At 63.0% G+C, this 19,211-nt stretch carries 18 protein-coding genes; 8 read left to right on the forward strand and 10 right to left on the reverse strand.

Going from position 1 to position 19,211, the window contains the following annotated elements; all coding sequences use genetic code 11:
- The first annotated feature begins 85 nt into the window (after positions 1–85).
- Together M5B99_RS11470 and M5B99_RS11475 are read left to right on the forward strand one after the other, a co-directional pair.
- On the forward strand, positions 86–1,735 hold the full coding sequence (locus tag M5B99_RS11470; RefSeq protein WP_248804119.1) for a GMC family oxidoreductase: 1,650 nt from the start codon (positions 86–88) through the stop codon (positions 1,733–1,735).
- Positions 1,736–1,934: 199 nt separating this feature from the next.
- Positions 1,935–3,557, forward strand: coding sequence for an MFS transporter (locus M5B99_RS11475; RefSeq protein ID WP_248804120.1), 1,623 nt, complete (start codon positions 1,935–1,937; stop codon positions 3,555–3,557).
- A 190-nt stretch (positions 3,558–3,747) separates the two neighbouring features.
- Here the strand turns inward: M5B99_RS11475 and M5B99_RS11480 are convergent, their stop codons facing one another.
- Genes M5B99_RS11480 through glyQ form a run of 4 tightly spaced genes read right to left on the reverse strand, consistent with a single transcriptional unit; the run spans position 3,748 to position 8,147 of the window.
- Positions 3,748–4,542 (reverse strand): lysophospholipid acyltransferase family protein, encoded by a 795-nt coding sequence (locus M5B99_RS11480; RefSeq protein WP_248804121.1) that lies wholly within the window; start codon positions 4,540–4,542, stop codon positions 3,748–3,750.
- 57 nt (positions 4,543–4,599) lie between these two features.
- Positions 4,600–5,133: a D-glycero-beta-D-manno-heptose 1,7-bisphosphate 7-phosphatase gene (gene gmhB / locus M5B99_RS11485; protein WP_248804122.1), complete on the reverse strand. Its 534-nt coding sequence runs from the start codon at positions 5,131–5,133 to the stop codon at positions 4,600–4,602.
- Between the two features lie 9 nt (positions 5,134–5,142).
- Positions 5,143–7,197: a glycine--tRNA ligase subunit beta gene (glyS, locus tag M5B99_RS11490; protein WP_248804123.1), complete on the reverse strand. Its 2,055-nt coding sequence runs from the start codon at positions 7,195–7,197 to the stop codon at positions 5,143–5,145.
- Positions 7,194–8,147: a glycine--tRNA ligase subunit alpha gene (gene glyQ, locus M5B99_RS11495; protein WP_248804124.1), complete on the reverse strand. Its 954-nt coding sequence runs from the start codon at positions 8,145–8,147 to the stop codon at positions 7,194–7,196. Before glyQ ends, glyS begins: the two co-directional genes overlap by 4 nt.
- 81 nt (positions 8,148–8,228) lie before the next feature.
- Between glyQ and M5B99_RS11500 the strand changes: the two genes are divergently transcribed.
- The 3 genes from M5B99_RS11500 (at position 8,229) to M5B99_RS11510 (ending at position 10,041) form a co-directional block, all read left to right on the forward strand.
- Positions 8,229–8,792, forward strand: a complete 564-nt coding sequence (locus M5B99_RS11500) for a DNA-3-methyladenine glycosylase I (protein ID WP_248804125.1) — start codon at positions 8,229–8,231, stop codon at positions 8,790–8,792.
- 38 nt (positions 8,793–8,830) lie between these two features.
- On the forward strand, positions 8,831–9,718 hold the full coding sequence (locus tag M5B99_RS11505) for a lysophospholipid acyltransferase (RefSeq protein WP_248804126.1): 888 nt from the start codon (positions 8,831–8,833) through the stop codon (positions 9,716–9,718).
- Positions 9,719–9,795: 77 nt separating this feature from the next.
- Positions 9,796–10,041, forward strand: coding sequence for a PilZ domain-containing protein (locus tag M5B99_RS11510; RefSeq protein WP_248804127.1), 246 nt, complete (start codon positions 9,796–9,798; stop codon positions 10,039–10,041).
- On the opposite strand, the gene M5B99_RS11515 is transcribed toward M5B99_RS11510, so the two are convergent.
- The 5 genes from M5B99_RS11515 to def all read right to left on the reverse strand — a co-directional run bounded on the left by M5B99_RS11515 (position 10,028) and on the right by def (position 14,722).
- The gene (locus tag M5B99_RS11515; protein WP_248804128.1) at positions 10,028–10,351 is read right to left on the reverse strand and encodes a tetratricopeptide repeat protein; all 324 of its coding nucleotides are present in this window, start codon (positions 10,349–10,351) and stop codon (positions 10,028–10,030) included. The two genes, M5B99_RS11510 and M5B99_RS11515, sit on opposite strands and share 14 nt — an antisense overlap.
- A gap of 157 nt (positions 10,352–10,508) precedes the next feature.
- Positions 10,509–11,882 carry a Trk system potassium transporter TrkA gene (trkA, locus tag M5B99_RS11520; RefSeq protein WP_248799694.1) on the reverse strand — a complete coding sequence of 458 codons (1,374 nt, stop codon included), beginning with the start codon at positions 11,880–11,882 and terminating at the stop codon, positions 10,509–10,511.
- A 22-nt stretch (positions 11,883–11,904) separates the two neighbouring features.
- On the reverse strand, positions 11,905–13,215 hold the full coding sequence (gene rsmB, locus M5B99_RS11525; protein WP_248804129.1) for a 16S rRNA (cytosine(967)-C(5))-methyltransferase RsmB: 1,311 nt from the start codon (positions 13,213–13,215) through the stop codon (positions 11,905–11,907).
- Complete coding sequence (gene fmt, locus M5B99_RS11530; protein ID WP_248804130.1) at positions 13,212–14,156, reverse strand: methionyl-tRNA formyltransferase; 945 nt, start codon at positions 14,154–14,156, stop codon at positions 13,212–13,214. The genes rsmB and fmt overlap by 4 nt, the downstream gene beginning before the upstream one ends.
- A 59-nt stretch (positions 14,157–14,215) precedes the next feature.
- Complete coding sequence (def, locus tag M5B99_RS11535; protein WP_248804131.1) at positions 14,216–14,722, reverse strand: peptide deformylase; 507 nt, start codon at positions 14,720–14,722, stop codon at positions 14,216–14,218.
- A gap of 152 nt (positions 14,723–14,874) precedes the next feature.
- Between def and M5B99_RS11540 the strand changes: the two genes are divergently transcribed.
- From M5B99_RS11540 to M5B99_RS11550, 3 genes are all read left to right on the forward strand, one after another.
- Positions 14,875–15,897, forward strand: coding sequence for a LysM peptidoglycan-binding domain-containing protein (locus M5B99_RS11540; RefSeq protein WP_248804132.1), 1,023 nt, complete (start codon positions 14,875–14,877; stop codon positions 15,895–15,897).
- A 227-nt stretch (positions 15,898–16,124) separates the two neighbouring features.
- Positions 16,125–17,225 carry a DNA-processing protein DprA gene (gene dprA, locus M5B99_RS11545; RefSeq protein WP_248804133.1) on the forward strand — a complete coding sequence of 367 codons (1,101 nt, stop codon included), beginning with the start codon at positions 16,125–16,127 and terminating at the stop codon, positions 17,223–17,225.
- Positions 17,226–17,272: 47 nt separating this feature from the next.
- The gene (locus M5B99_RS11550; RefSeq protein WP_248804134.1) at positions 17,273–17,830 is read left to right on the forward strand and encodes an L-threonylcarbamoyladenylate synthase; all 558 of its coding nucleotides are present in this window, start codon (positions 17,273–17,275) and stop codon (positions 17,828–17,830) included.
- A 276-nt stretch (positions 17,831–18,106) separates the two neighbouring features.
- Here the strand turns inward: M5B99_RS11550 and M5B99_RS11555 are convergent, their stop codons facing one another.
- The gene (locus M5B99_RS11555) at positions 18,107–19,084 is read right to left on the reverse strand and encodes a quinone oxidoreductase family protein (RefSeq protein WP_248804135.1); all 978 of its coding nucleotides are present in this window, start codon (positions 19,082–19,084) and stop codon (positions 18,107–18,109) included.
- Between the last annotated feature and the right edge of the window lie 127 nt (positions 19,085–19,211).

The raw sequence follows: 19,211 nt of genomic DNA on the forward strand, positions 1-19,211 counted from the left end.
ACTTGCGCAAAAACGAAGGTTTTCATCTCGAAACTAATCAATAACATGAAGAGAGACAAGAACAATAAAAAAGGCGAGGTTGCCTATGTCATCCGCCCACCTGCCCTATGACTACGTGATAGTCGGTGCCGGGCCCGCCGGCTGTGTGCTGGCCAATCGGCTGTCCGCCGATCCGCAGAACCATGTGCTGCTGCTCGAGGCCGGCGGTCAGGATAACTACCCGTGGATTCATGTCCCGGTGGGTTATCTGTACTGCATCGGCAATCCGCGTACCGACTGGTGCTTCAAGACTGAAGCGCAACCCGGCCTGCAAGGTCGCAGCCTCGGCTACCCGCGCGGCAAGGTGCTGGGCGGCAGCTCGTCCATCAATGGCATGATCTATATGCGTGGCCAGGCCGGCGACTATGATCGCTGGGCCGCCCAGGGCAATCCGGGTTGGGCCTGGAACGATGTCCTGCCGCTGTTCAAGCGCAGCGAAAACCACTTTGGCGGCGCCAGCGAATTCCATAATGACCAAGGCGAATGGCGCGTCGAGCAGCAGCGCTACTCCTGGCCGATCCTTGATGCCTTCCGCGCTGCCGCCGCTGAAAACGGCATTGCCAGCGTCAGTGATTTCAACGCCGGCGATAACCAGGGCTGTGGATACTTTCAGGTCAACCAGCGTTCCGGCGTGCGCTGGAACTCATCGAAAGCTTTTCTGCGGCCAATCCTCAAACGGCCCAACCTGACGATCCTGACCGGTGTCCAGGTTGACCGGGTGAACCTGGAGAATGGTCGTGCCAGTGCCGTCGTGGCGCGTTGGCAGGGCGAGGAACATGTGTTCAATGTGCGGCGCGAGATCGTTTTGTGCGCCGGTTCGGTTGGCTCTCCCGGCATTCTCCAGCGTTCGGGTATCGGCCCCCGGCCCTTGCTGGAAAATCTCGGCATCGCGGTGCGTCATGAACTGCCGGGTGTCGGTGGCAATCTGCAGGATCACCTGCAACTGCGCCTGATCTACAAACTCAGCAATGCCCGTACCCTCAATCAGGTCGCCAATAGTCTGTGGGGCAAAGTCGGTATGGGCCTGCGTTATCTCTACGACCGCAGTGGTCCGTTGGCCATGGCCCCCAGCCAGTTGGGCGCGTTCGTGAAGTCCTCGCCGGAGCAGGCCTCGGCCAATTTGCAGTACCACGTGCAGCCCTTGTCGCTGGAGCGCTTCGGCGAGCCGTTGCATCGGTTCCCGGCCTTTACCGCTTCGGTGTGCAACCTGCGGCCGCTGAGCCGGGGGCGGATCGATATTCGCTCGGCCGATCCGGATCTGGCGCCATTGATCGATCCGAATTACCTGAGCGATCCCGAGGATCTGAAAGTCGCGGCCGAGGCTATTCGGCTGACCCGACGCATTGTCGACTCCCCTGCCCTGCGGGTCTTCAAACCCGAGGAATACCTGCCCGGGGCGGCGCTGCACACCGAAGAGCAATTGCATGAGGCGGCGGCGCGGATCGGAACGACGATCTTTCACCCGGTGGGCACCTGCCGGATGGGCGGCGGCACGCTGGATGTGGTGGATGCCCGGTTGCGGGTGCACGGTGTTCCGGGGTTGCGGGTCGCCGATGCGTCGATCATGCCGGACATCGTCTCCGGCAATACCTGTTCGCCAACGGTGATGATTGCCGAGAAGGCGGCGCAGATGATTCTGGAGGATGCCCCGGCCATTCATGACTTACGAGTGGAGGAAACCCTGGTCCCCTTGTAGGAGCCGGCTCGCCGATCAAGTCTCACGAGCCTCATCGCTGCGATGCGGCGTCCCGACAGGCCAGCTCCTACAGGGGACCGTGTCGGGCCGGTAGATAGCGTCAATAGTGCAAAAAGCGGATTCCGGTGGCAGTCAGCCGGAATCCACAGTGGAACAACAACAATAATCACTGTGGCCCCCAGGGCCGAGGACATGGCAAATGTCGGACTACATCGAGCAACAGCGCATGCGTGCAACCGCGAGCACTGGCAAGGAAGAACGAAAGATCATTTTTGCGTCATCCCTCGGGACGGTTTTCGAGTGGTATGACTTTTTTCTCTATGGCGCCCTGGCGGCGGTGATCAGCAAGCAGTTCTTTGCTGGGGTCAACGACACCACGGCGTTTATCTTCGCCCTCATGGCCTTTGCCGCGGGTTTTCTGGTCCGGCCTTTCGGCGCCCTGGTATTCGGGCGCCTGGGGGATATGATCGGACGCAAGTACACCTTCCTCATGACCATCATCCTGATGGGCCTTTCCACCTTTGCCGTCGGCCTGTTGCCGACCTACACCAGCATCGGCATCGCCGCGCCGATCATCCTGGTCCTGCTGCGCATGCTCCAGGGCCTGGCGCTGGGCGGTGAATACGGCGGCGCCGCGACTTACGTGGCGGAGCACGCGCCGACCGGCAAACGTGGTTCGTATACCGGCTGGATTCAATCCACCGCGACCCTGGGCCTGCTCCTGTCGCTGATGGTGGTGCTCGCCAGTCGTTACATCAGCGGCGATCAGTTCGAAGTCTGGGGCTGGCGCCTGCCGTTCCTGCTGTCGATCTTCCTGCTGGCGATTTCCACCTGGATCCGCCTGAGCATGCACGAGTCGCCGGCTTTCGTGAAAATGAAGGCCCAGGGCAAGGTCAGCCGCTCGCCGATCCGCGAATCCTTCGGCTCCTGGCAGAACCTGAAGATCGTCCTGACCGCCCTCTTCAGCATCAACGCCGGGCAGGCGGTGACCTTCTACACGGCGCAGTTCTACGTGCTGTTCTTCATGACCCAGATGCTCAAGATGGACCCGACCCAGGCCAATACCCTGTTGATCATCAGCGTGGTGATCGGCGCACCGTTCTTCGTGCTGTTCGGCTGGCTGTCGGACAAGATCGGCCGCAAGCCGATCCTGATGCTTGGCCTGTTGCTGGCGACGTTGTGCTATTTCCCACTGTTCAAGGCGCTGAGCCATTATGCAAATCCGCAGATCGACGCGGCCAGCCGCCAGGCGCCGATCGTGGTGCTGGCCGACCCGGCGAGCTGTACCTTCCAGTTCGACCCGGTGGGTAAAGCACGTTTCGACAGCCCGTGCGACAAGATCAAGACCTTCCTGGTCAAGCAGGGCCTGCCCTATAGCTCCCAGGCCGCGGCACCCGGGGCGGATGTGACGGTGTCGGTGGGTGAACAGAAGATCAGCGGTTTCGATGAGGCGGCGATGCGCGCGGCGATCACCACGGCGGGTTATCCGGCCAAGGCCGATAGCGCGGCGGTGAACGAGCCGATGGTGGTGCTGCTGATTGTCTTGCTGATTCTGATTGCCACTATGACCTATGGCCCGCTGGCGGCGGTGATGGTCGAGCTGTTCCCGACGCGCATCCGCTACACCTCGATGTCGCTGCCCTACCATATCGGCAACGGCTGGTTCGGCGGGTTCCTGCCCACGGTGTCCTTTGCGCTGGTGGTCTACACCGGGGATATCTTCTATGGCCTGTGGTATCCGGTGCTGGTGACCGGGGTCAGCCTGGTGGTGGGGTTGTTCTGCCTGAAGGAGACCAAGGGCGTGGATCTGGACAAGGTCTGAGACCGGTTGCCACGGAAATCATATTTCGTTTTGAAAAACCGGCATTAAAGCCGGTTTTTTTATCGCTCGAAAAAACTTATGCACGATTTACAGCGGAAAGTCATACAGATAAATAAGCAATAAAATCATGTGCTTACGTCATTTTTATGAAAGAAATCCAAATCTTGTGCACAAGTTATCCACAATTGCGTCAAACCACGACAGGCGTCTCGATCGCCGGTGCCGGCGGCAACGAGCCCATGTCTCGCTGGGTCTGCTCGTTCCAGGCCTGGACCCGGTCATTGAGCTCGGCAATCGCCCGTGGCCCGCTGCCTTCGGCCATCATCGGCGCACCGATCACCACCGTGATGGTCCCGGGTTTCTTCAACCAGCCGGTCTTCGGCCAGAACTTGCCGGCGTTGTGGGCAATCGGCAGCACCGGCAGATCGGCGTTCACCGCCAGTGCCGTGCCGCCCCGGGAAAACTTGCCGACCGTGCCGAACGGCACACGGGTACCTTCGGGGAAGATCAGCACCCAGACATTGTCCTTGAGCAACTCGTCGCCCTTCTTCGCCACATGCTTGAGCGCTGCCTTCGGGTTATCCCGGTCGATGGCGATCGGCCGCAGCATGGCCATGGCCCAGCCGAAGAACGGCACATACAGCAACTCACGCTTGAGCACCTGGCTCAGGGGCGAGAAATAGGCCGAGAGGAAGAAGGTTTCCCAGGTGCTCTGGTGATTCGACAGAATCACGCAAGGACGTTCGGGTACATTCTCCGCGCCCTTGATTTCGACCGTGATGCCCAGGAATACCTTGCTCAGCCACAGGGCACAACGGCACCAGTACACGTTGATAAAGCGATAACGTGCCTTGAACGGCAGGAACGGCGCGATAAAAAAGCTCAGGGAGCACCACAACAGCGAACTGGTGCCCAGCAGCAGGTAAAAGAAAAAGGTTCTGATGGCCTGCAGGATCGACATAGCGGCATTTACCGTTGCGGGCATTGCCCGCCTATAAAAAGCGCTTCCCGAACAGTCCTTGGTCAGGAGGTCAGAAGAGCTTCAGTTGTGGATAAGTTCTGCGGCAACCGCCGCCAGATCGTCAAAAACCAGGGTGCCCACCGGCAGGGTTTTACCCAGTGTCTTTTCGCCTTTACCGGTTTTTACCAAAACAGGCTGACAGTCGACGGCTTGCGCCGCCTCCAAGTCACCGAGGCTGTCGCCGACAAACCATAGCCTAGCCAACGACACCCCGTAATGTTCGGCGATGCTGCGCAACATGCCGGGCTTGGGTTTGCGGCAATCGCAGCCCTCGTCCGGCCCATGCGGGCAATACACCACCAGCCCGAGTTCGCCGCCCTGTTGTGCCACCAGCGAACGCAGGCGCTCGTGCATGGCTTCCAGGGTGGCGATATCGTAGTAGCCGCGAGCGATGCCGGACTGGTTGGTGGCCACCGCCACCGTCCAGCCGGCCCTGCTCAACTGCGCGATGGCTTCGATCGCGCCGGGGAGTGGAATCCATTCCTCCACCGACTTGATATAGGCGTCGGAGTCCTGGTTGATCACCCCGTCCCGATCGAGAATCAGCAGCTTCAAGACGCGCCCTCAGCCCAGCAGCGAAATATCGGCGACACCCAGGAACAGGCCTCGCAGACGTGCCAGCAGCGCATAACGGTTGGCGCGGACCTTGGCGTCCTCGGCATTCACCATCACCGCTTCGAAGAACGCATCCACCGGCTCGCGCAGGGCGGCCAGGCGTGCCAACGATTCGTTGTACTGGCGTGCCGCGGCCATCGGCTGGACCGCCTGGTCCGCCTGCTGGATCGCCGAGTACAGCGAGAACTCGTTGGCGTTGTCGAAGTACTTGGCTTCCACGGTGCTCGGGATGTTGCCTTCGGCCTTGCTCAGCAGGTTCGACACACGCTTGTTCACCGCCGCCAGGGCAGCCGCTTCCGGCAACTGGCGGAATTTCTGCACGGCTTGTACGCGTTGGTCGAAGTCCAGCGCCGAACCCGGCTTGAGGGCACGCACCGACAGGTAGGTCGCGACGTCCACGCCTTCGTCTTCGTAACGGGCACGCAGGCGGTCGAAGATGAACTCCAGCACCTGGTCGGCCAGGCCGGCGGCCTTGACCCGGGCACCAAAGGCCTTGACCGCGAAGGCCACGGTTTCGATCAGGTCGAGGTCCAGCTGCTTGTCGATCAGGATTCGCAGCACGCCGAGGGCGGCGCGGCGCAGGGCATAGGGGTCCTTGCTGCCGGTCGGCAGCATGCCGATGCCGAAGATCCCGACCAAGGTGTCGAGCTTGTCGGCAATCGCCACCGCCGCACCGGTCAGGGTGCTTGGCAGTTCGGCGCCGGCACCGCGCGGCATGTACTGTTCGTTCAGGGCCAGAGCGACATCTTCCGGCTCGCCGTCATTGAGCGCGTAGTAGTAACCGGCGACACCTTGCATCTCCGGGAACTCGCCGACCATTTCGGTGGCCAGGTCGCATTTCGACAACAGGCCGGCGCGGGCCGCGCGCTGGGCGTCGCCGCCGATGCGTGGGGCGATGAACGCGGCCAGCTTGGAGACACGCTCGGCCTTGTCGTAGACGCTGCCGAGTTTTTCCTGGAACACCACGTTCTGCAGGCGCAGGTTGAACTGTTCGAGCTTCTGCTTCTTGTCCTGCTTGAAGAAGAACTCGGCGTCGGTCAGGCGCGGGCGCACGACTTTCTCGTTACCGGCGATGATCTGTTGCGGGTCCTTGCTCTCGATGTTGGCGACGGTGATGAAGCGCGGCAGGAGCTTGCCGTCGACGTCCAGCAGGCAGAAGTACTTCTGGTTGTCCTGCATGGTGGTGATCAGGGCTTCCTGGGGCACATCGAGGAAGCGCTCCTCGAAGGAGCACACCAGCGGCACCGGCCATTCGACCAGGGCGGTGACTTCGTCGAGCAGGTCCGCCGGCATGATCGCCGTGCCTTCCTGCTGGGTTGCCAGCTCCGCGGTGCGCTTGCTGATCAGTTCGCGCCGCTCGTTGGCGTCGGCCAGTACATAGGCGGCGCGCAGATCGTTCAGATAGTTGGCCGGCGAGGTGATGCGCACGCTTTGCGGGTGATGGAAGCGGTGACCACGGGAGTCGCGACCGGCTTTCTGGGCGAGGATGGTGCAGTCGATGACCTGGTCACCGAGCAGCATCACCAGCCACTGGGTCGGACGCACGAACTCTTCCTTGCGCGCGGCCCAGCGCATGCGCTTGGGAATCGGCAGGTCGTTCAGCGAATCCTCGACGATGGTCGGCAGCAGGCTACTGGTCGGCTTGCCCTGGATGCTCTGGGTGTAGCGCAGTTTCGGCCCGCTCTGGTCGATTTCGCTCAGTTCCACGCCGCATTTCTTGGCGAAACCGAGGGCGGCCTGGGTCGGGTTGCCTTCAGCGTCGAAGGCGGCCTGGCGTGGCGGCCCGTCGAGGTTGATGCTGCGGTCCGGCTGCTGACTTTGCAGCTGGGTCAGCAGTACGGCCAGACGCCGTGGCGCGGCGTAGACCTGCTTGCTTGCGAAGCTCAGGCCGGCGCTTTGCAGGCCCTTTTCGATACCGGCGAGAAAGGCCTCGGCCAGGGTATTGAGGGCCTTGGGTGGCAGCTCTTCCGTGCCCAGTTCAACCAGAAAATCTTGAGCACTCATTGTGCTGCCTCCAACTTAGCCAACACTTCGTCACGCAAATCCGCGGTTGCCATCGGGAAGCCCAGTTTGGCCCGGGCCATCAGGTAGGCCTGCGCCACCGAACGGGCCAGGGTGCGGACTCGCAGGATGTACTGCTGGCGCGCGGTGACCGAGATCGCCCGGCGTGCATCCAGCAGGTTGAAGGTGTGCGAGGCCTTGAGGACCATTTCATAGCTCGGCAACGGCAGCGGCTGGTCCAGCTCGATCAGGCGCTTGGCTTCGCTTTCATAGAAATCGAACAGTTCGAACAGCTTCTCGACGTTGGCGTGTTCGAAGTTGTAGGTCGACTGCTCCACTTCGTTCTGGTGGAACACGTCGCCATAGGTCACCTTGCCGAACGGACCGTCGGCCCAGACCAGGTCGTAGACCGAGTCGACGCCCTGCAGGTACATCGCCAGGCGCTCGAGGCCGTAGGTGATCTCGCCGGTAACCGGGTAGCACTCGATGCCGCCGGCCTGCTGGAAGTAGGTGAACTGGGTGACTTCCATGCCGTTGAGCCAGACTTCCCAGCCCAGGCCCCAGGCGCCGAGGGTCGGCGATTCCCAGTTGTCCTCGACGAAACGGATGTCGTGCACCAGCGGGTCGAGGCCGACATGCTTGAGCGAGCCCAGGTACAGCTCCTGGAAGTTGTCCGGGTTCGGCTTGAGGACCACCTGGAACTGGTAGTAATGCTGCAAGCGGTTCGGGTTTTCGCCGTAGCGGCCGTCAGTCGGGCGGCGGCTGGGCTGTACGTAGGCGGCGTTCCAGGTTTCCGGGCCGATGGCGCGCAGGAACGTGGCGGTATGAAAGGTGCCGGCGCCTACTTCCATATCGTAGGGCTGAAGTACCACACAACCTTGCTCGGCCCAGTATTGCTGGAGGGCGAGGATCAAGTCTTGGAAGGTACGCACGGCTGGCGTAGGCTGGCTCACGAAATTCACCTGTTACTTGGGCTGCGATTCAAAAGGCGGGAGTATACCCGATTCGGCCACGCGCACGCCCCCTGGAGCCTTATGCCACGCTGCTTTTGGTGCAACGACGATCCTTTGTACATGGCCTATCACGATCAGGAGTGGGGCGTGCCGCTGCGCGATGGGCAGCGTCTGTTCGAGTTGCTTTTGCTCGAAGGGTTCCAGGCCGGGTTGTCGTGGATCACCATCCTGAAGAAACGCGAGCACTACCGGAAGGTCTTGTTCGGCTTCGATGCGGGCAAAGTCGCGGCCATGAGCGATGCCGATATCGAACAACTGATGCTCGATCCGGGGATCATCCGCAATCGTCTGAAACTCAATGCCGCGCGGCGCAATGCCCAGGTCTGGCTGACGCTGGAGGACCCGGTGGCGCTGCTCTGGTCCTTTGTCGGCGGCGTGCAGAAGATCAATCACTTCCAGGTCCGCGGCGAAGTCCCGGCCCTCACGCCCGAGGCCGAGGCGATGAGCAAGGCCCTGAAGAAACTCGGCTTCAAATTCGTCGGCCCGACCATCTGCTACGCCCTCATGCAGGCCTCGGGCATGGTCATGGACCACACCACCGATTGTGATCGCTACGCCACATTGGCCACACCACGGTTACAATAGCCGGCTGATAACAAGCTCGATCACGACAGGAGGGGCCTGTGGACAAGTTTAAAGGCGCCATGCTGGTGGGGGCGTTGCGATTGTTTGCGCTGCTGCCCTGGTGCGCGGTGCAATGGGTGGGCGCGGCCATCGGCTGGGTGATGTGGAAGCTGCCCAACCGTTCCCGCGACGTGGTGCGGATCAACCTGGCGAAATGTTTCCCGGAACTCGACCCCGTGGCTCGCGAGCAGTTGGTCGGCCGCAGCCTGATGGGCATCGGCAAGTCCTTTACCGAAAGCGCCTGCGCCTGGATCTGGCCGGCCCAGCGGTCGATGGAGCGGGTGCGCGAAGTCGAAGGCCTGGACATCCTCAAGGAGGCCCTGGCCTCGGGCAAGGGCGTGGTCGGCATCACCAGCCACCTGGGCAACTGGGAAGTGCTCAATCACTTTTATTGCAGCCAGTGCAAGCCGATCATTTTCTACCGTCCGCCCAAGCTCAAGGCGGTGGACGAACTGTTGCGCAAGCAGCGGGTGCAGTTGGGCAACCGGGTTGCCGCGTCCACCAAGGAAGGCATCCTCAGTGTCATCAAGGAGGTGCGCAAAGGTGGTGCGGTGGGTATTCCCGCCGACCCGGAACCGGCCGAATCCGCCGGGGTGTTCGTGCCGTTCCTCGGCACCACGGCGCTGACCAGCAAGTTCGTGCCCAATATGCTCGCCGGCGGCAAGGCGGTGGGGGTGTTCCTGCATGCGTTGCGGTTGCCGGATGGTTCGGGTTTCAAGGTGATCCTCGAAGCCGCGCCCGAAGCCATGTACAGCACCGATACAGAGACCTCCGTGGCCGCCATGAGCCAGGTGGTGGCGCGTTATGTGCGGGCTTATCCGGACCAGTACATGTGGAGCATGAAGCGCTTCAGGAGACGTCCGCCGGGCGAGAAACGCTGGTACTGAGGCCCGACTGGCACGATCTGTGGATAAAAATCGCGTAGCTGACTTATCCACAGGTGCACCCTTCAAGGACGCAACAGATGTCCAATAACAAGAACGCTCTACGGATCAAGATCCAGCACCCGAGCATCGGTGAGTGCCTGGGACTGACGCGCAACCTGTCCAGCAAGGGCGTGTATGTGACGCACCCGAGCTTGTCGCGCCTGACCACCGGCGCGGTGGTCTACGGTCAGGTGCAGGGGCTGCCGGCGGTGGCGCCGCGGATTCGCATGGAAGTGGTGCGGGTCGACGCCGATGGCATCGGCCTGCGCTTCATTGATCTTTGAGCGCGGCTTTTTCAAGCTTTTTCAGAAACACCGTCATTTCCTTCTCCGCCTGCTTGTCGCCATGCCCGCGAGCAGCTTCCAGACCCTGTTCCCAGGCCTCTTTGGCGGCCGCGTTGTCGCCTGCGGCCTGATGCGCCTTGCCCAGCAGTTTCCAGGCGGCGGAGTATTGCGGGTCGAAGCCGACGCAGCGTTGCAGGTGCTCGACGGCCTTGGCGTTTTCCCCAAGGTCCAGGTAGCCCTTGCCGAGGCCGAAGCGCAGTAGTGAGTTATCCACACCCTTGGCGAGCATTTTTTCCAGTGATTCGAGCATGGCGATCCCTCGATACGGCAATTGTGGCGAGGGGGCTTGCCCCCGTCGGGCTGCGAAGCGGCCCTAAGATCGGCCACTCCGCTGTATCAGTGAAAACGAGGTGAGTGGATTTACGACTGCTTCGCAGCCGAACGGGGGCAAGCCCCCTCGCCACAGGTCAGAAAAAACTCAGGCCGACATGAAATAGCTTTTCCACATCGCGGATCTGTTTTTTATCCACAAGGAACAGAATGACATGGTCGCCGGCCTGGATCACGGTGGCGTCGTGGGCGATCAGGACCTCTTCATCACGAATGATCGCGCCAATGGTCGCCCCCGGCGGCAAGGCGATATCGGCGATGGCCCGGCCCACCACTTTGCTCGACTTCGCATCACCGTGGGCAATCGCCTCGATGGCCTCCGCCGCCCCGCGCCTGAGCGAGTGCACGCTGACAATATCGCCCCTGCGGACATGGGTCAGCAAAGTGCCGATGGTCGCCAGCTGCGGGCTGATGGCGATGTCGATCTCGCCGCCCTGGACCAGGTCGACATAGGCCGGGTTGTTGATCAGGGTCATGACCTTCTTCGCCCCGAGGCGCTTGGCCAGCAGCGACGACATGATGTTGGCTTCATCGTCGTTGGTCAGGGCCAGGAACACATCGGTGTCGGCGATGTTCTCTTCCAGCAGCAGGTCGCGGTCCGAAGCGCTGCCCAGTAGCACCACGGTGCTGTCCAGGGTGTCCGAGAGGTGCCGGCAGCGCGCCGGGTTCTTCTCGATGATCTTGACCTGGTAGCGGCTTTCGATGGCTTCGGCCAGCCGCTCGCCGATCTGCCCGCCGCCGGCAATGACGATGCGCTTGTAGCTTTCGTCGAGGCGGCGCATTTCGCCCATCACCGCGCGGATATGCGCCTTGGCGGCGATGAAAAATACTTCGTCGTCGGCTTCGATCACCGTGTCGCCACGAGGCATGATCGGCCGGTCGCGGCGGAAGATCGCCGCCACCCGGGTGTCGACGTTGGGCATGCGCTCGCGCAACTGGCGCAGTTGCTGGCCCACCAGCGGCCCGCCGTAGTAGGCCTTGACCGCCACCAACTGGGCCTTGCCCTCGGCGAAGTCGATCACCTGCAAGGCCCCCGGGTGTTCGATCAGGCGCTTGATGTAGTGGGTGACCACCTGCTCCGGGCTGATCAGCACATCCACCGGAATCGCGTCGTTGTCGAACAGCCCGGCGCGGGTCAGGTAGGCCGCTTCGCGGACCCGGGCAATCTTGGTCGGGGTGTGGAACAGGGTGTGGGCGACCTGGCAGGCGACCATGTTGGTTTCGTCGCTGTTGGTCACCGCCACCAGCATGTCGGCATCATCCGCGCCGGCCTGGCGCAGGATCGTCGGGAACGAGGCGCGGCCCTGTACGGTGCGGATATCCAGGCGGTCGCCGAGGTCGCGCAGGCGCTCGCCGTCGGTGTCGACCACGGTGATGTCGTTGGCTTCGCTGGCCAGGTGTTCGGCCAGCGTGCCGCCGACCTGCCCGGCACCGAGGATGATGATTTTCATCGGGGCGCTCCGTTGTCCCGGCTCAGCCGCGCGTGGCGGCGATCTTGATCAGTTTGGCGTAGTAGAAACCGTCGTGTCCGCCTTGCTGGGCCAGCAACTGGCGACCATGGGGCTGCTTGATGCCGAAGGCTCCGACGATTTCCAGCTCGCGGGCACCGGAGGTACGGGCGAGGAACGCTTCGATCACTTCGGTGTTCTCGGTCGGTAGGGTCGAGCAGGTGGCATAGAGCAGGATGCCGCCGACTTCCAGGGTCGTCCACATCGCGTCCAGCAACTCGCCTTGCAAGGCGGCCAGGGCGGCGATGTCGTCGGGCTGGCGGGTCAGCTTGATGTCCGGATGACGACGGATCACGCCGGTGGCCGAGCACGGTGCGTCGAGCAGGATGCGCTGGAACGGCTTGCCATCCCACCAGGCGGCGGTATCACGACCATCGGCGGCGATCAGTTCGGCGTCCAGGCCAAGGCGCTCGAGGTTCTCGCGCACCCGCACCAGGCGTTTGGCCTCCAGGTCCACGGCGACCACACCGGCCAGTTGCGGCTGGACTTCGAGGATATGGCAGGTCTTGCCGCCGGGAGCGCAGCAGGCATCGAGCACGCGCTGGCCGGGGGTCAGGTCGAGCAGGTCGGCGGCCAGTTGCGCGGCTTCGTCCTGGACGCTGATCCAGCCTTCGTTGAAGCCAGGCAGGTTGCGCACATCGCAGGCCTCTTCCAGCACGATGCCATCCGGGCTGTAGACGCAAGCGTGGGCGATGACCCCGGCGTCGCCCAGCAGCTTGAGGTAGGCATCGCGCGAGTGATGACGGCGATTGACCCGCAGGATCATCGGCGGGTGGGCATTGTTCGCCGCGCAGATGGCTTCCCATTGTTCCGGCCAGAAGGCCTTGAGGGATTTCTGCAGCCAGCGCGGGTGAGCGGTGCGCACCACCGGGTCGTGTTCCAGCTCGGCCAGCAGCGCTTCGCTCTCCCGTTGCGCGCGGCGCAGCACGGCATTGAGCAAGGCCTTGGCCCAGGGTTTTTTCAGCTTCTCGGCGCAACCGACGGTCTCGCCGATGGCTGCATGGGCCGGCACACGGGTGTAGAGCAGTTGATAGAGGCCGACCAGCAGCAAGGCTTCGACGTCGGCATCGGCGGCCTTGAAGGGTTTTTGCAGCAGCTTGGCCGCCAGTGCCGAGAGGCGTGGCTGCCAGCGTGCGGTGCCGAACGCCAGGTCCTGGGTCAGGCCGCGATCACGGGCCTCGACCTTGTCCAGTTGTAACGGCAGCGAGCTGTTGAGCGAGGCCTTGCCGTTGAGGACGGCGGTGAGTGCCTTGGCGGCGGCCAGACGCGGGTTCATTGGCCGAGCACCGTACCGAGGGCGAATTTCTCGCGGCGGCTGTTGAACAGGTCGCTGAAATTCAGCGCCTTGCCGCCGGGCAGTTGCAGGCGGGTCAGGCACAGGGCGCCGGCGCCGGTGGCGACGATCAGGCCGTCCTTGCTGGCGGCGAGGATTTCACCCGGCTTGCCCTGGCCTTCGGCGACGCTGGCCGCCAGGACTTTCAGGGCCTCGTCACTGAGGGTGCTGTGGCAGACCGGCCAGGGATTGAAGGCGCGAATCAGTCGCTCCAACTCCACCGCCGGACGGTTCCAGTCGATGCGCGCTTCGTCCTTGTTCAGCTTGTGGGCGTAGGTGGCGAGGCGGTCGTCCTGGACTTCGCCATCCAGGGTCCCGGCGGCGAGACCGGCGATGGCCTGGAGCACGGCGGGTGGGCCGAGTTCGGCGAGGCGGTCGTGCAAGGTGCCGCCGGTGTCTTCGGCGCTGATCGGGGTGACGCTCTTGAGCAGCATCGGCCCGGTGTCGAGCCCGGCTTCCATGCGCATCACGGTCACGCCGCTTTCGCTATCGCCGGCTTCCACGGCGCGCTGGATCGGCGCCGCACCGCGCCAGCGCGGCAGCAGCGAAGCGTGGCTGTTGATGCAGCCCAGGCGTGGGATATCCAGCACCACCTGCGGCAGGATCAGGCCGTAGGCGACCACCACCAGCAGGTCTGGCTTGAGCGCCGCCAGTTCGGCCTGGGCCTCGGCGTTGCGCAGGGTCGGCGGTTGCAGAACGCTGATGCCGTGTTCCAGCGCGAGCTGCTTGACCGGGCTCGGCATCAGCTTCTGCCCACGGCCCGCCGGACGATCCGGCTGAGTGTAGACCGCGACGATCTCATAAGGGCTGCCGAGCAGGGCCTTGAGGTGTTCGGCGGCGAATTCGGGGGTGCCGGCGAAGACGATGCGCAGTGGCTCAGTCATAAATAAAGCTCGCTTGAAAAAGAAAAGGCTTGCCGCAGCAAGCCTTTGGAATGAAGGGATCAGGCGTTCTGGCGATGGAGCTTTTCCAGCTTCTTCTTGATCCGGTCGCGCTTGAGCGTAGACAGGTAATCGACGAACAGCTTGCCGTTGAGGTGATCGCATTCATGCTGGATGCACACCGCCAACAGGCCTTCGGCCTCCAGTTCGTACGGCTTGCCGTCGCGGTCCAGGGCCTTGACCCGCAGTTTTGTCGGGCGGTCGACGTTCTCGTAGAAGCCCGGTACCGACAGGCAACCTTCCTGGTACTGGTCGACATCCGTGGTCAGGGTTTCGAACTCGGGGTTGATGAACACCCGGGGTTCGCTACGATCTTCACTCAGATCCATGACCACGATGCGTTGGTGCACATTGACCTGGGTCGCCGCCAGGCCGATGCCCGGGGCTTCATACATTGTTTCAAACATGTCGTCGATCAGCTGCCGCACCTGGTCGTCCACCACGGCCACGGGTTTGGCGATGGTGCGCAGGCGCGGGTCTGGAAATTCGAGGATGTTTAAAATGGCCATAGGCGTATTTGCTGCACTTGTGAGGTAAAGTCAGAGACGGTTGCCGAAATGTCCCGGTGGGATCGGCTACCGTTGTAAAACGTTCTCCTTGGGAGCGAGCCGCGGGGGCTCTGGCGTTTCACGCGAAGGCACATAATAAAGGGATTCACTGCATGAGGAAAACACTACTCGCCCTGTTGCTGGCCGTTACCGGCGTTGTGCAGGCGCAAGTGCAACTCAAGGACGGTTATCCACAGCGTTATACCGTAGTGCGCGGTGACACACTTTGGGACATTTCCGGGAAGTTTCTCAGCGAACCGTGGAAGTGGCCGGAGATCTGGCACGCTAACCCCCAGGTGGCGAATCCGGACCTGATCTACCCCGGCGATACGCTGACGCTGCAGTTCGTCGACGGTCAGCCACGGTTGGTGGTGGATCGTGGTGTGTCGCGCGGGACAGTGAAGTTGTCGCCGCAGGTGCGCCGCTCGCCGGTGGCCGAGGCGATTCCGAGCATTCCGCTGGAAAAGATCAATGCGTTCCTGTTGAGCAACCGCATTGTCGACAGCCCCGACGACTTCCAGAAAGCCCCGTATATCCTGGCCGGCAACAATGAGCGGGTGCTCAGCGGCATGGGCGATCGGATCTATGCCCGTGGTGTGTTCGACCCGGCGCACACGGTCTATGGCCTGTTCCGCCAGGGCAAGGTCTATACCGACACGCAGACCAAGGAGTTCCTTGGGATCAACGCCGACGACGTCGGCACCGGCGAGCTGGTGGCGACCGAAGGCGATATCGGCACGTTGAGCCTGCGCCGCACTACCCAGGAGGTTCGCCTGGGAGACCGCCTGTTCGTCAGCGAAGAGCGCCCGGTCAATTCGACGTTCATGCCCAGCGCGCCGCAAGCGCAGATCCGCGGAACGATCATAGATGTGCCACGGGGTGTTACACAGATCGGCGTCATGGATGTGGTCACGATCGACAAGGGCCGCCGCGATGGCCTGGCCGAAGGCAATGTTCTAGCGGTGATGAAGACCGGCGAGACCGTGCACGACCAGGTCACTGGACAGCGCGTCAAGGTCCCCGACGAGCGTTCGGGCCTGCTGATGGTGTTCCGCACCTACGAAAAGCTCAGCTATGGTTTAGTACTTACTGCCACGCGGTCGCTGACAGTCATGGACAAGGTGCGCAACCCGTAGCGCCGAATGCGGTACACCGCAAGCCCGCCGATTTCTGTAGGCGCTGGTTTGCCGGCGATAGCGCTGGTGAAATTGCATCGCCATCGCTGGCAAGCCAACTCCCACAATGATCGATCAGGGCGCTGCCTCCAGGGTCGATTCGGTTAGCCGGTTAAACAGGTTACCCACAGAGTTATCCACAGCTTGTTCCTGCTGTTCCCGGACCGCCACAGATCAAGGATGATCCGATGTCGCTGTCCAACTGTACCTCCCTGTCCCCGGCGGAGCTGGAAGCCCGCCTGCGTCTGCACCGTTTGCCGGAGCTCGGTCCCCGGCGCTTTCGCGCCTTGATCGACGCTTTCGGTTCGGCCTCGGCGGCCCTCGGTGCGCCGGCCACCGCCTGGCGTGCGCTGGGCTTGCCGAGGGCCTGTGCCGAGGCGCGCCGCAGCCCCGAAGTGCGTGACGCGGCCAGCGCTGCATGGCGCTGGCTAGAGCGCCCGGCTTGCCATCTGGTGATGTGGGACCAGACCGATTACCCCGCCCTTCTTGCCGAACTGGACGATGCGCCGCCGTTGCTGTTCGTGGCCGGCGATCCTGCCCTTCTGGAGCAACCGCAGCTGGCGCTGGTCGGCAGCCGCCGTGCTTCCAAGCCAGGCATGGACACGGCGGCGGCCTTTTCCCGGAGCCTGGCCGGCGCCGGTTTTGTCATCACCAGCGGGCTGGCACTGGGGATCGACGGGGCGGCCCATCAGGCGGCCCTGGACATTGGCGGGCGAACCATCGGCGTGCTCGGCACCGGCCTGGAAAATCTTTATCCACAGCGCCATCGCCGGCTGGCGGAGGCGATGATTGCCCAGGGCAGTGCCGTGGTCTCCGAGTTGCCCTTGGCGGCGCCGCCGCATCCGAGCAACTTTCCCCGGCGCAATCGGATCATCAGCGGCTTGTCCCTGGGGGTGCTGGTGGTGGAGGCCAGCGTCGCCAGCGGCTCGCTGATCACCGCCCGGTTGGCGGCGGAACAGGGGCGCGAGGTGTATGCGATTCCCGGTTCGATCCATCACCCCGGCGCCAAGGGTTGTCATCAGTTGATCCGCGATGGTGCGGTGCTGGTGGAAACCGTCGAACATATCCTCGAACCCCTGCGCAGTTGGCAGAGGGTGACGGCCAGCCCGATCCCCGCTGCGCCCGGGCATCCGCTGCTAGGCTTGTTGCACGCCGCGCCGCAGAGCAGCGAGGCCCTGGCCCGTGCCTGTGGCTGGGCATTGCCGCGAGTCCTGGCGGCGCTGACCGAGTTGGAACTCGAAGGTCGGGTTGCCAATGAAAACGGACGCTGGTTAGCTCGCGCGAGGTAGGTCTACCTGAGTAAACTGCGAGCAGCTTTAAATCCGGAGAACGAGCAATGGTCAACAGTTGGCGTGTGCAAGAAGCCGCACGAGAAATTCGCGCAGGGGCGGTGATTGCCTATCCAACCGAGGCGGTCTGGGGTTTGGGTTGCGATCCCTGGAACGAAGAGGCGGTGGATCGTTTGCTGGCGATCAAGAATCGTTCGGTGGACAAGGGCTTGATCCTGATTGCCGACAATATCCGCCAGTTCGATTTTCTCTTCGAGGATTTCCCGGAAGACTGGATCGACCGCATGGCCAGTACCTGGCCAGGACCGAATACCTGGCTGGTGCCGCATCAGGACCTGTTGCCGGAGTGGGTCACTGGCGTGCATGACACGGTGGCCTTGCGGGTCAGCGATCATCCGCTGGTGCGGGACCTGTGTTCGTTGGTGGGGCCGCTGATTTCCACTTCGGCCAATCCCCAGGGACGGCCGGCGGCGCGCACGCGGATTCGCGTGGAGCAGTATTTCCGTGGGCAGATCGACCTGGTGCTGGGCGGCAACCTGGGCGGGCGGAAGAACCCGAGCCTGATCCGGGACCTGGCGACCGGCAAGGTGGTGCGCCCGGCGTAGGGCGAACCCTTGTGGTGAGCGGGCTTGTCGGAACGCCGCACCGCCGCTCTGGGGCGCGAAGCGGCCCTAAAGTCATCAGGTAGAACGCGGTCACAGGTTTTACGACGGCTGCGCAGCCGAGCGCGGGCAAGCCCGCTCGCCACAAGACCGCGGTCGGCTTCAAATTGCCTTAGCTGAAGCAATTCGAAGCGTCTGGTTCAGAACTTGTGGGAGCGGTGCTTGGTCCGGGCGGCGTTCCGACGAACCGCTGCGCAGCAGCGGCCAGGTTCGCCAGTCTTAAGGCAACAACACCGTCGACCCGGTAGTCCGCCGCGCCGCCAGTTCCGTCTGGGCCTTGGCCGCGTCCGCCAGGCCATACCGTGCGCCGATCTCGATCTTCAGCTTGCCGCTGGTGATCATCCCGAACAGATCCTTCGCCATGGCCTGCAGGTTTTCCGCATTGTTGGCGTAGGTCGCCAGCGTCGGCCGGGTAACGTACAGCGAGCCCTTGGCCGCCAGGATCCCCAGGTTGACCCCCTCCACCGCGCCCGAAGCATTGCCGAAGCTGACCATCAGACCACGGGGCGCCAGACTGTCCAGCGAGGTCAGCCAGGTGTCCTTGCCCACGCCGTCGTACACCACCGGCACCTTCTTGCCATCGGTCAGTTCCAGTACCCGTTTGGCCACATCTTCATGGCTGTAGTCGATGGTTTCCCAGGCGCCCAGGGACTTGGCCAAGGCCGCCTTCTGCGGCGAACTGACGGTCCCGATCAGCTTCACGCCCAGGGCCTTGGCCCACTGGCAGGCGAGCAGGCCGACACCGCCGGCCGCGGCGTGGAACAGCACGGTTTCACCGCCCTTCAGTTCATAGGTCTGACGCAACAGGTACTGTACCGTCAGCCCCTTGAGCATCACCGCGGCGGCCTGTTCGAAGCTGATGCTTTCCGGCAGATGCACCAGATTGGCCGCCGGTAGCACATGCACTTCGCTGTAGGCACCCAAAGGACCGCTGCCGTAGGCCACGCGATCACCGACCTTGAACTGGCTGACCTCGCTGCCGACTGCCTCGACCACGCCCGCGCCCTCGGCCCCCAGGCCCGACGGCATGGTCGGTGGTGCATACAGCCCGCTGCGCAAATAGGTGTCGATGAAGTTCAGGCCGATGGCGTGGTTGCGTACCCGGACCTGCTGCGGGCCCGGCTCGGCGGGGGTGTAGTCGACATACTCAAGGACTTCCGGGCCACCATGGGCGCGAAACAGGATACGTTTGGCCATCTTTCTCTCCTTGGACATTTCACAATGGGGCGTGGTGCAGCGCGATGCGAGGGCCCTATCGGACTCCTTCGCTTGACCTTCGTCAACAGCGACGAGCATAAACGCGGTGCTATGCTACGCGCCTCTT

The organism is Pseudomonas sp. MWU13-2100, from assembly GCF_023242365.1.
Taxonomy (GTDB): Bacteria; Pseudomonadota; Gammaproteobacteria; order Pseudomonadales; family Pseudomonadaceae; genus Aquipseudomonas.

Bases quoted from the DNA above. Each gene is read 5' to 3' on its own strand.
- M5B99_RS11470 (WP_248804119.1), top strand. From the start codon at position 86: ATGTCATCCGCCCACCTGCCCTATGACTACGTGATAGTCGGTGCCGGG.
- M5B99_RS11475 (WP_248804120.1), top strand. From the start codon at position 1,935: ATGTCGGACTACATCGAGCAACAGCGCATGCGTGCAACCGCGAGCACT.
- M5B99_RS11480 (WP_248804121.1), bottom strand. From the start codon at position 4,542: ATGCCCGCAACGGTAAATGCCGCTATGTCGATCCTGCAGGCCATCAGA.
- glyS (WP_248804123.1), bottom strand. From the start codon at position 7,197: ATGAGTGCTCAAGATTTTCTGGTTGAACTGGGCACGGAAGAGCTGCCA.
- M5B99_RS11500 (WP_248804125.1), top strand. From the start codon at position 8,229: ATGCCACGCTGCTTTTGGTGCAACGACGATCCTTTGTACATGGCCTAT.
- M5B99_RS11510 (WP_248804127.1), top strand. From the start codon at position 9,796: ATGTCCAATAACAAGAACGCTCTACGGATCAAGATCCAGCACCCGAGC.
- M5B99_RS11515 (WP_248804128.1), bottom strand. From the start codon at position 10,351: ATGCTCGAATCACTGGAAAAAATGCTCGCCAAGGGTGTGGATAACTCA.
- trkA (WP_248799694.1), bottom strand. From the start codon at position 11,882: ATGAAAATCATCATCCTCGGTGCCGGGCAGGTCGGCGGCACGCTGGCC.
- rsmB (WP_248804129.1), bottom strand. From the start codon at position 13,215: ATGAACCCGCGTCTGGCCGCCGCCAAGGCACTCACCGCCGTCCTCAAC.
- fmt (WP_248804130.1), bottom strand. From the start codon at position 14,156: ATGACTGAGCCACTGCGCATCGTCTTCGCCGGCACCCCCGAATTCGCC.
- def (WP_248804131.1), bottom strand. From the start codon at position 14,722: ATGGCCATTTTAAACATCCTCGAATTTCCAGACCCGCGCCTGCGCACC.
- M5B99_RS11540 (WP_248804132.1), top strand. From the start codon at position 14,875: ATGAGGAAAACACTACTCGCCCTGTTGCTGGCCGTTACCGGCGTTGTG.
- dprA (WP_248804133.1), top strand. From the start codon at position 16,125: ATGTCGCTGTCCAACTGTACCTCCCTGTCCCCGGCGGAGCTGGAAGCC.
- M5B99_RS11550 (WP_248804134.1), top strand. From the start codon at position 17,273: ATGGTCAACAGTTGGCGTGTGCAAGAAGCCGCACGAGAAATTCGCGCA.
- M5B99_RS11555 (WP_248804135.1), bottom strand. From the start codon at position 19,084: ATGGCCAAACGTATCCTGTTTCGCGCCCATGGTGGCCCGGAAGTCCTT.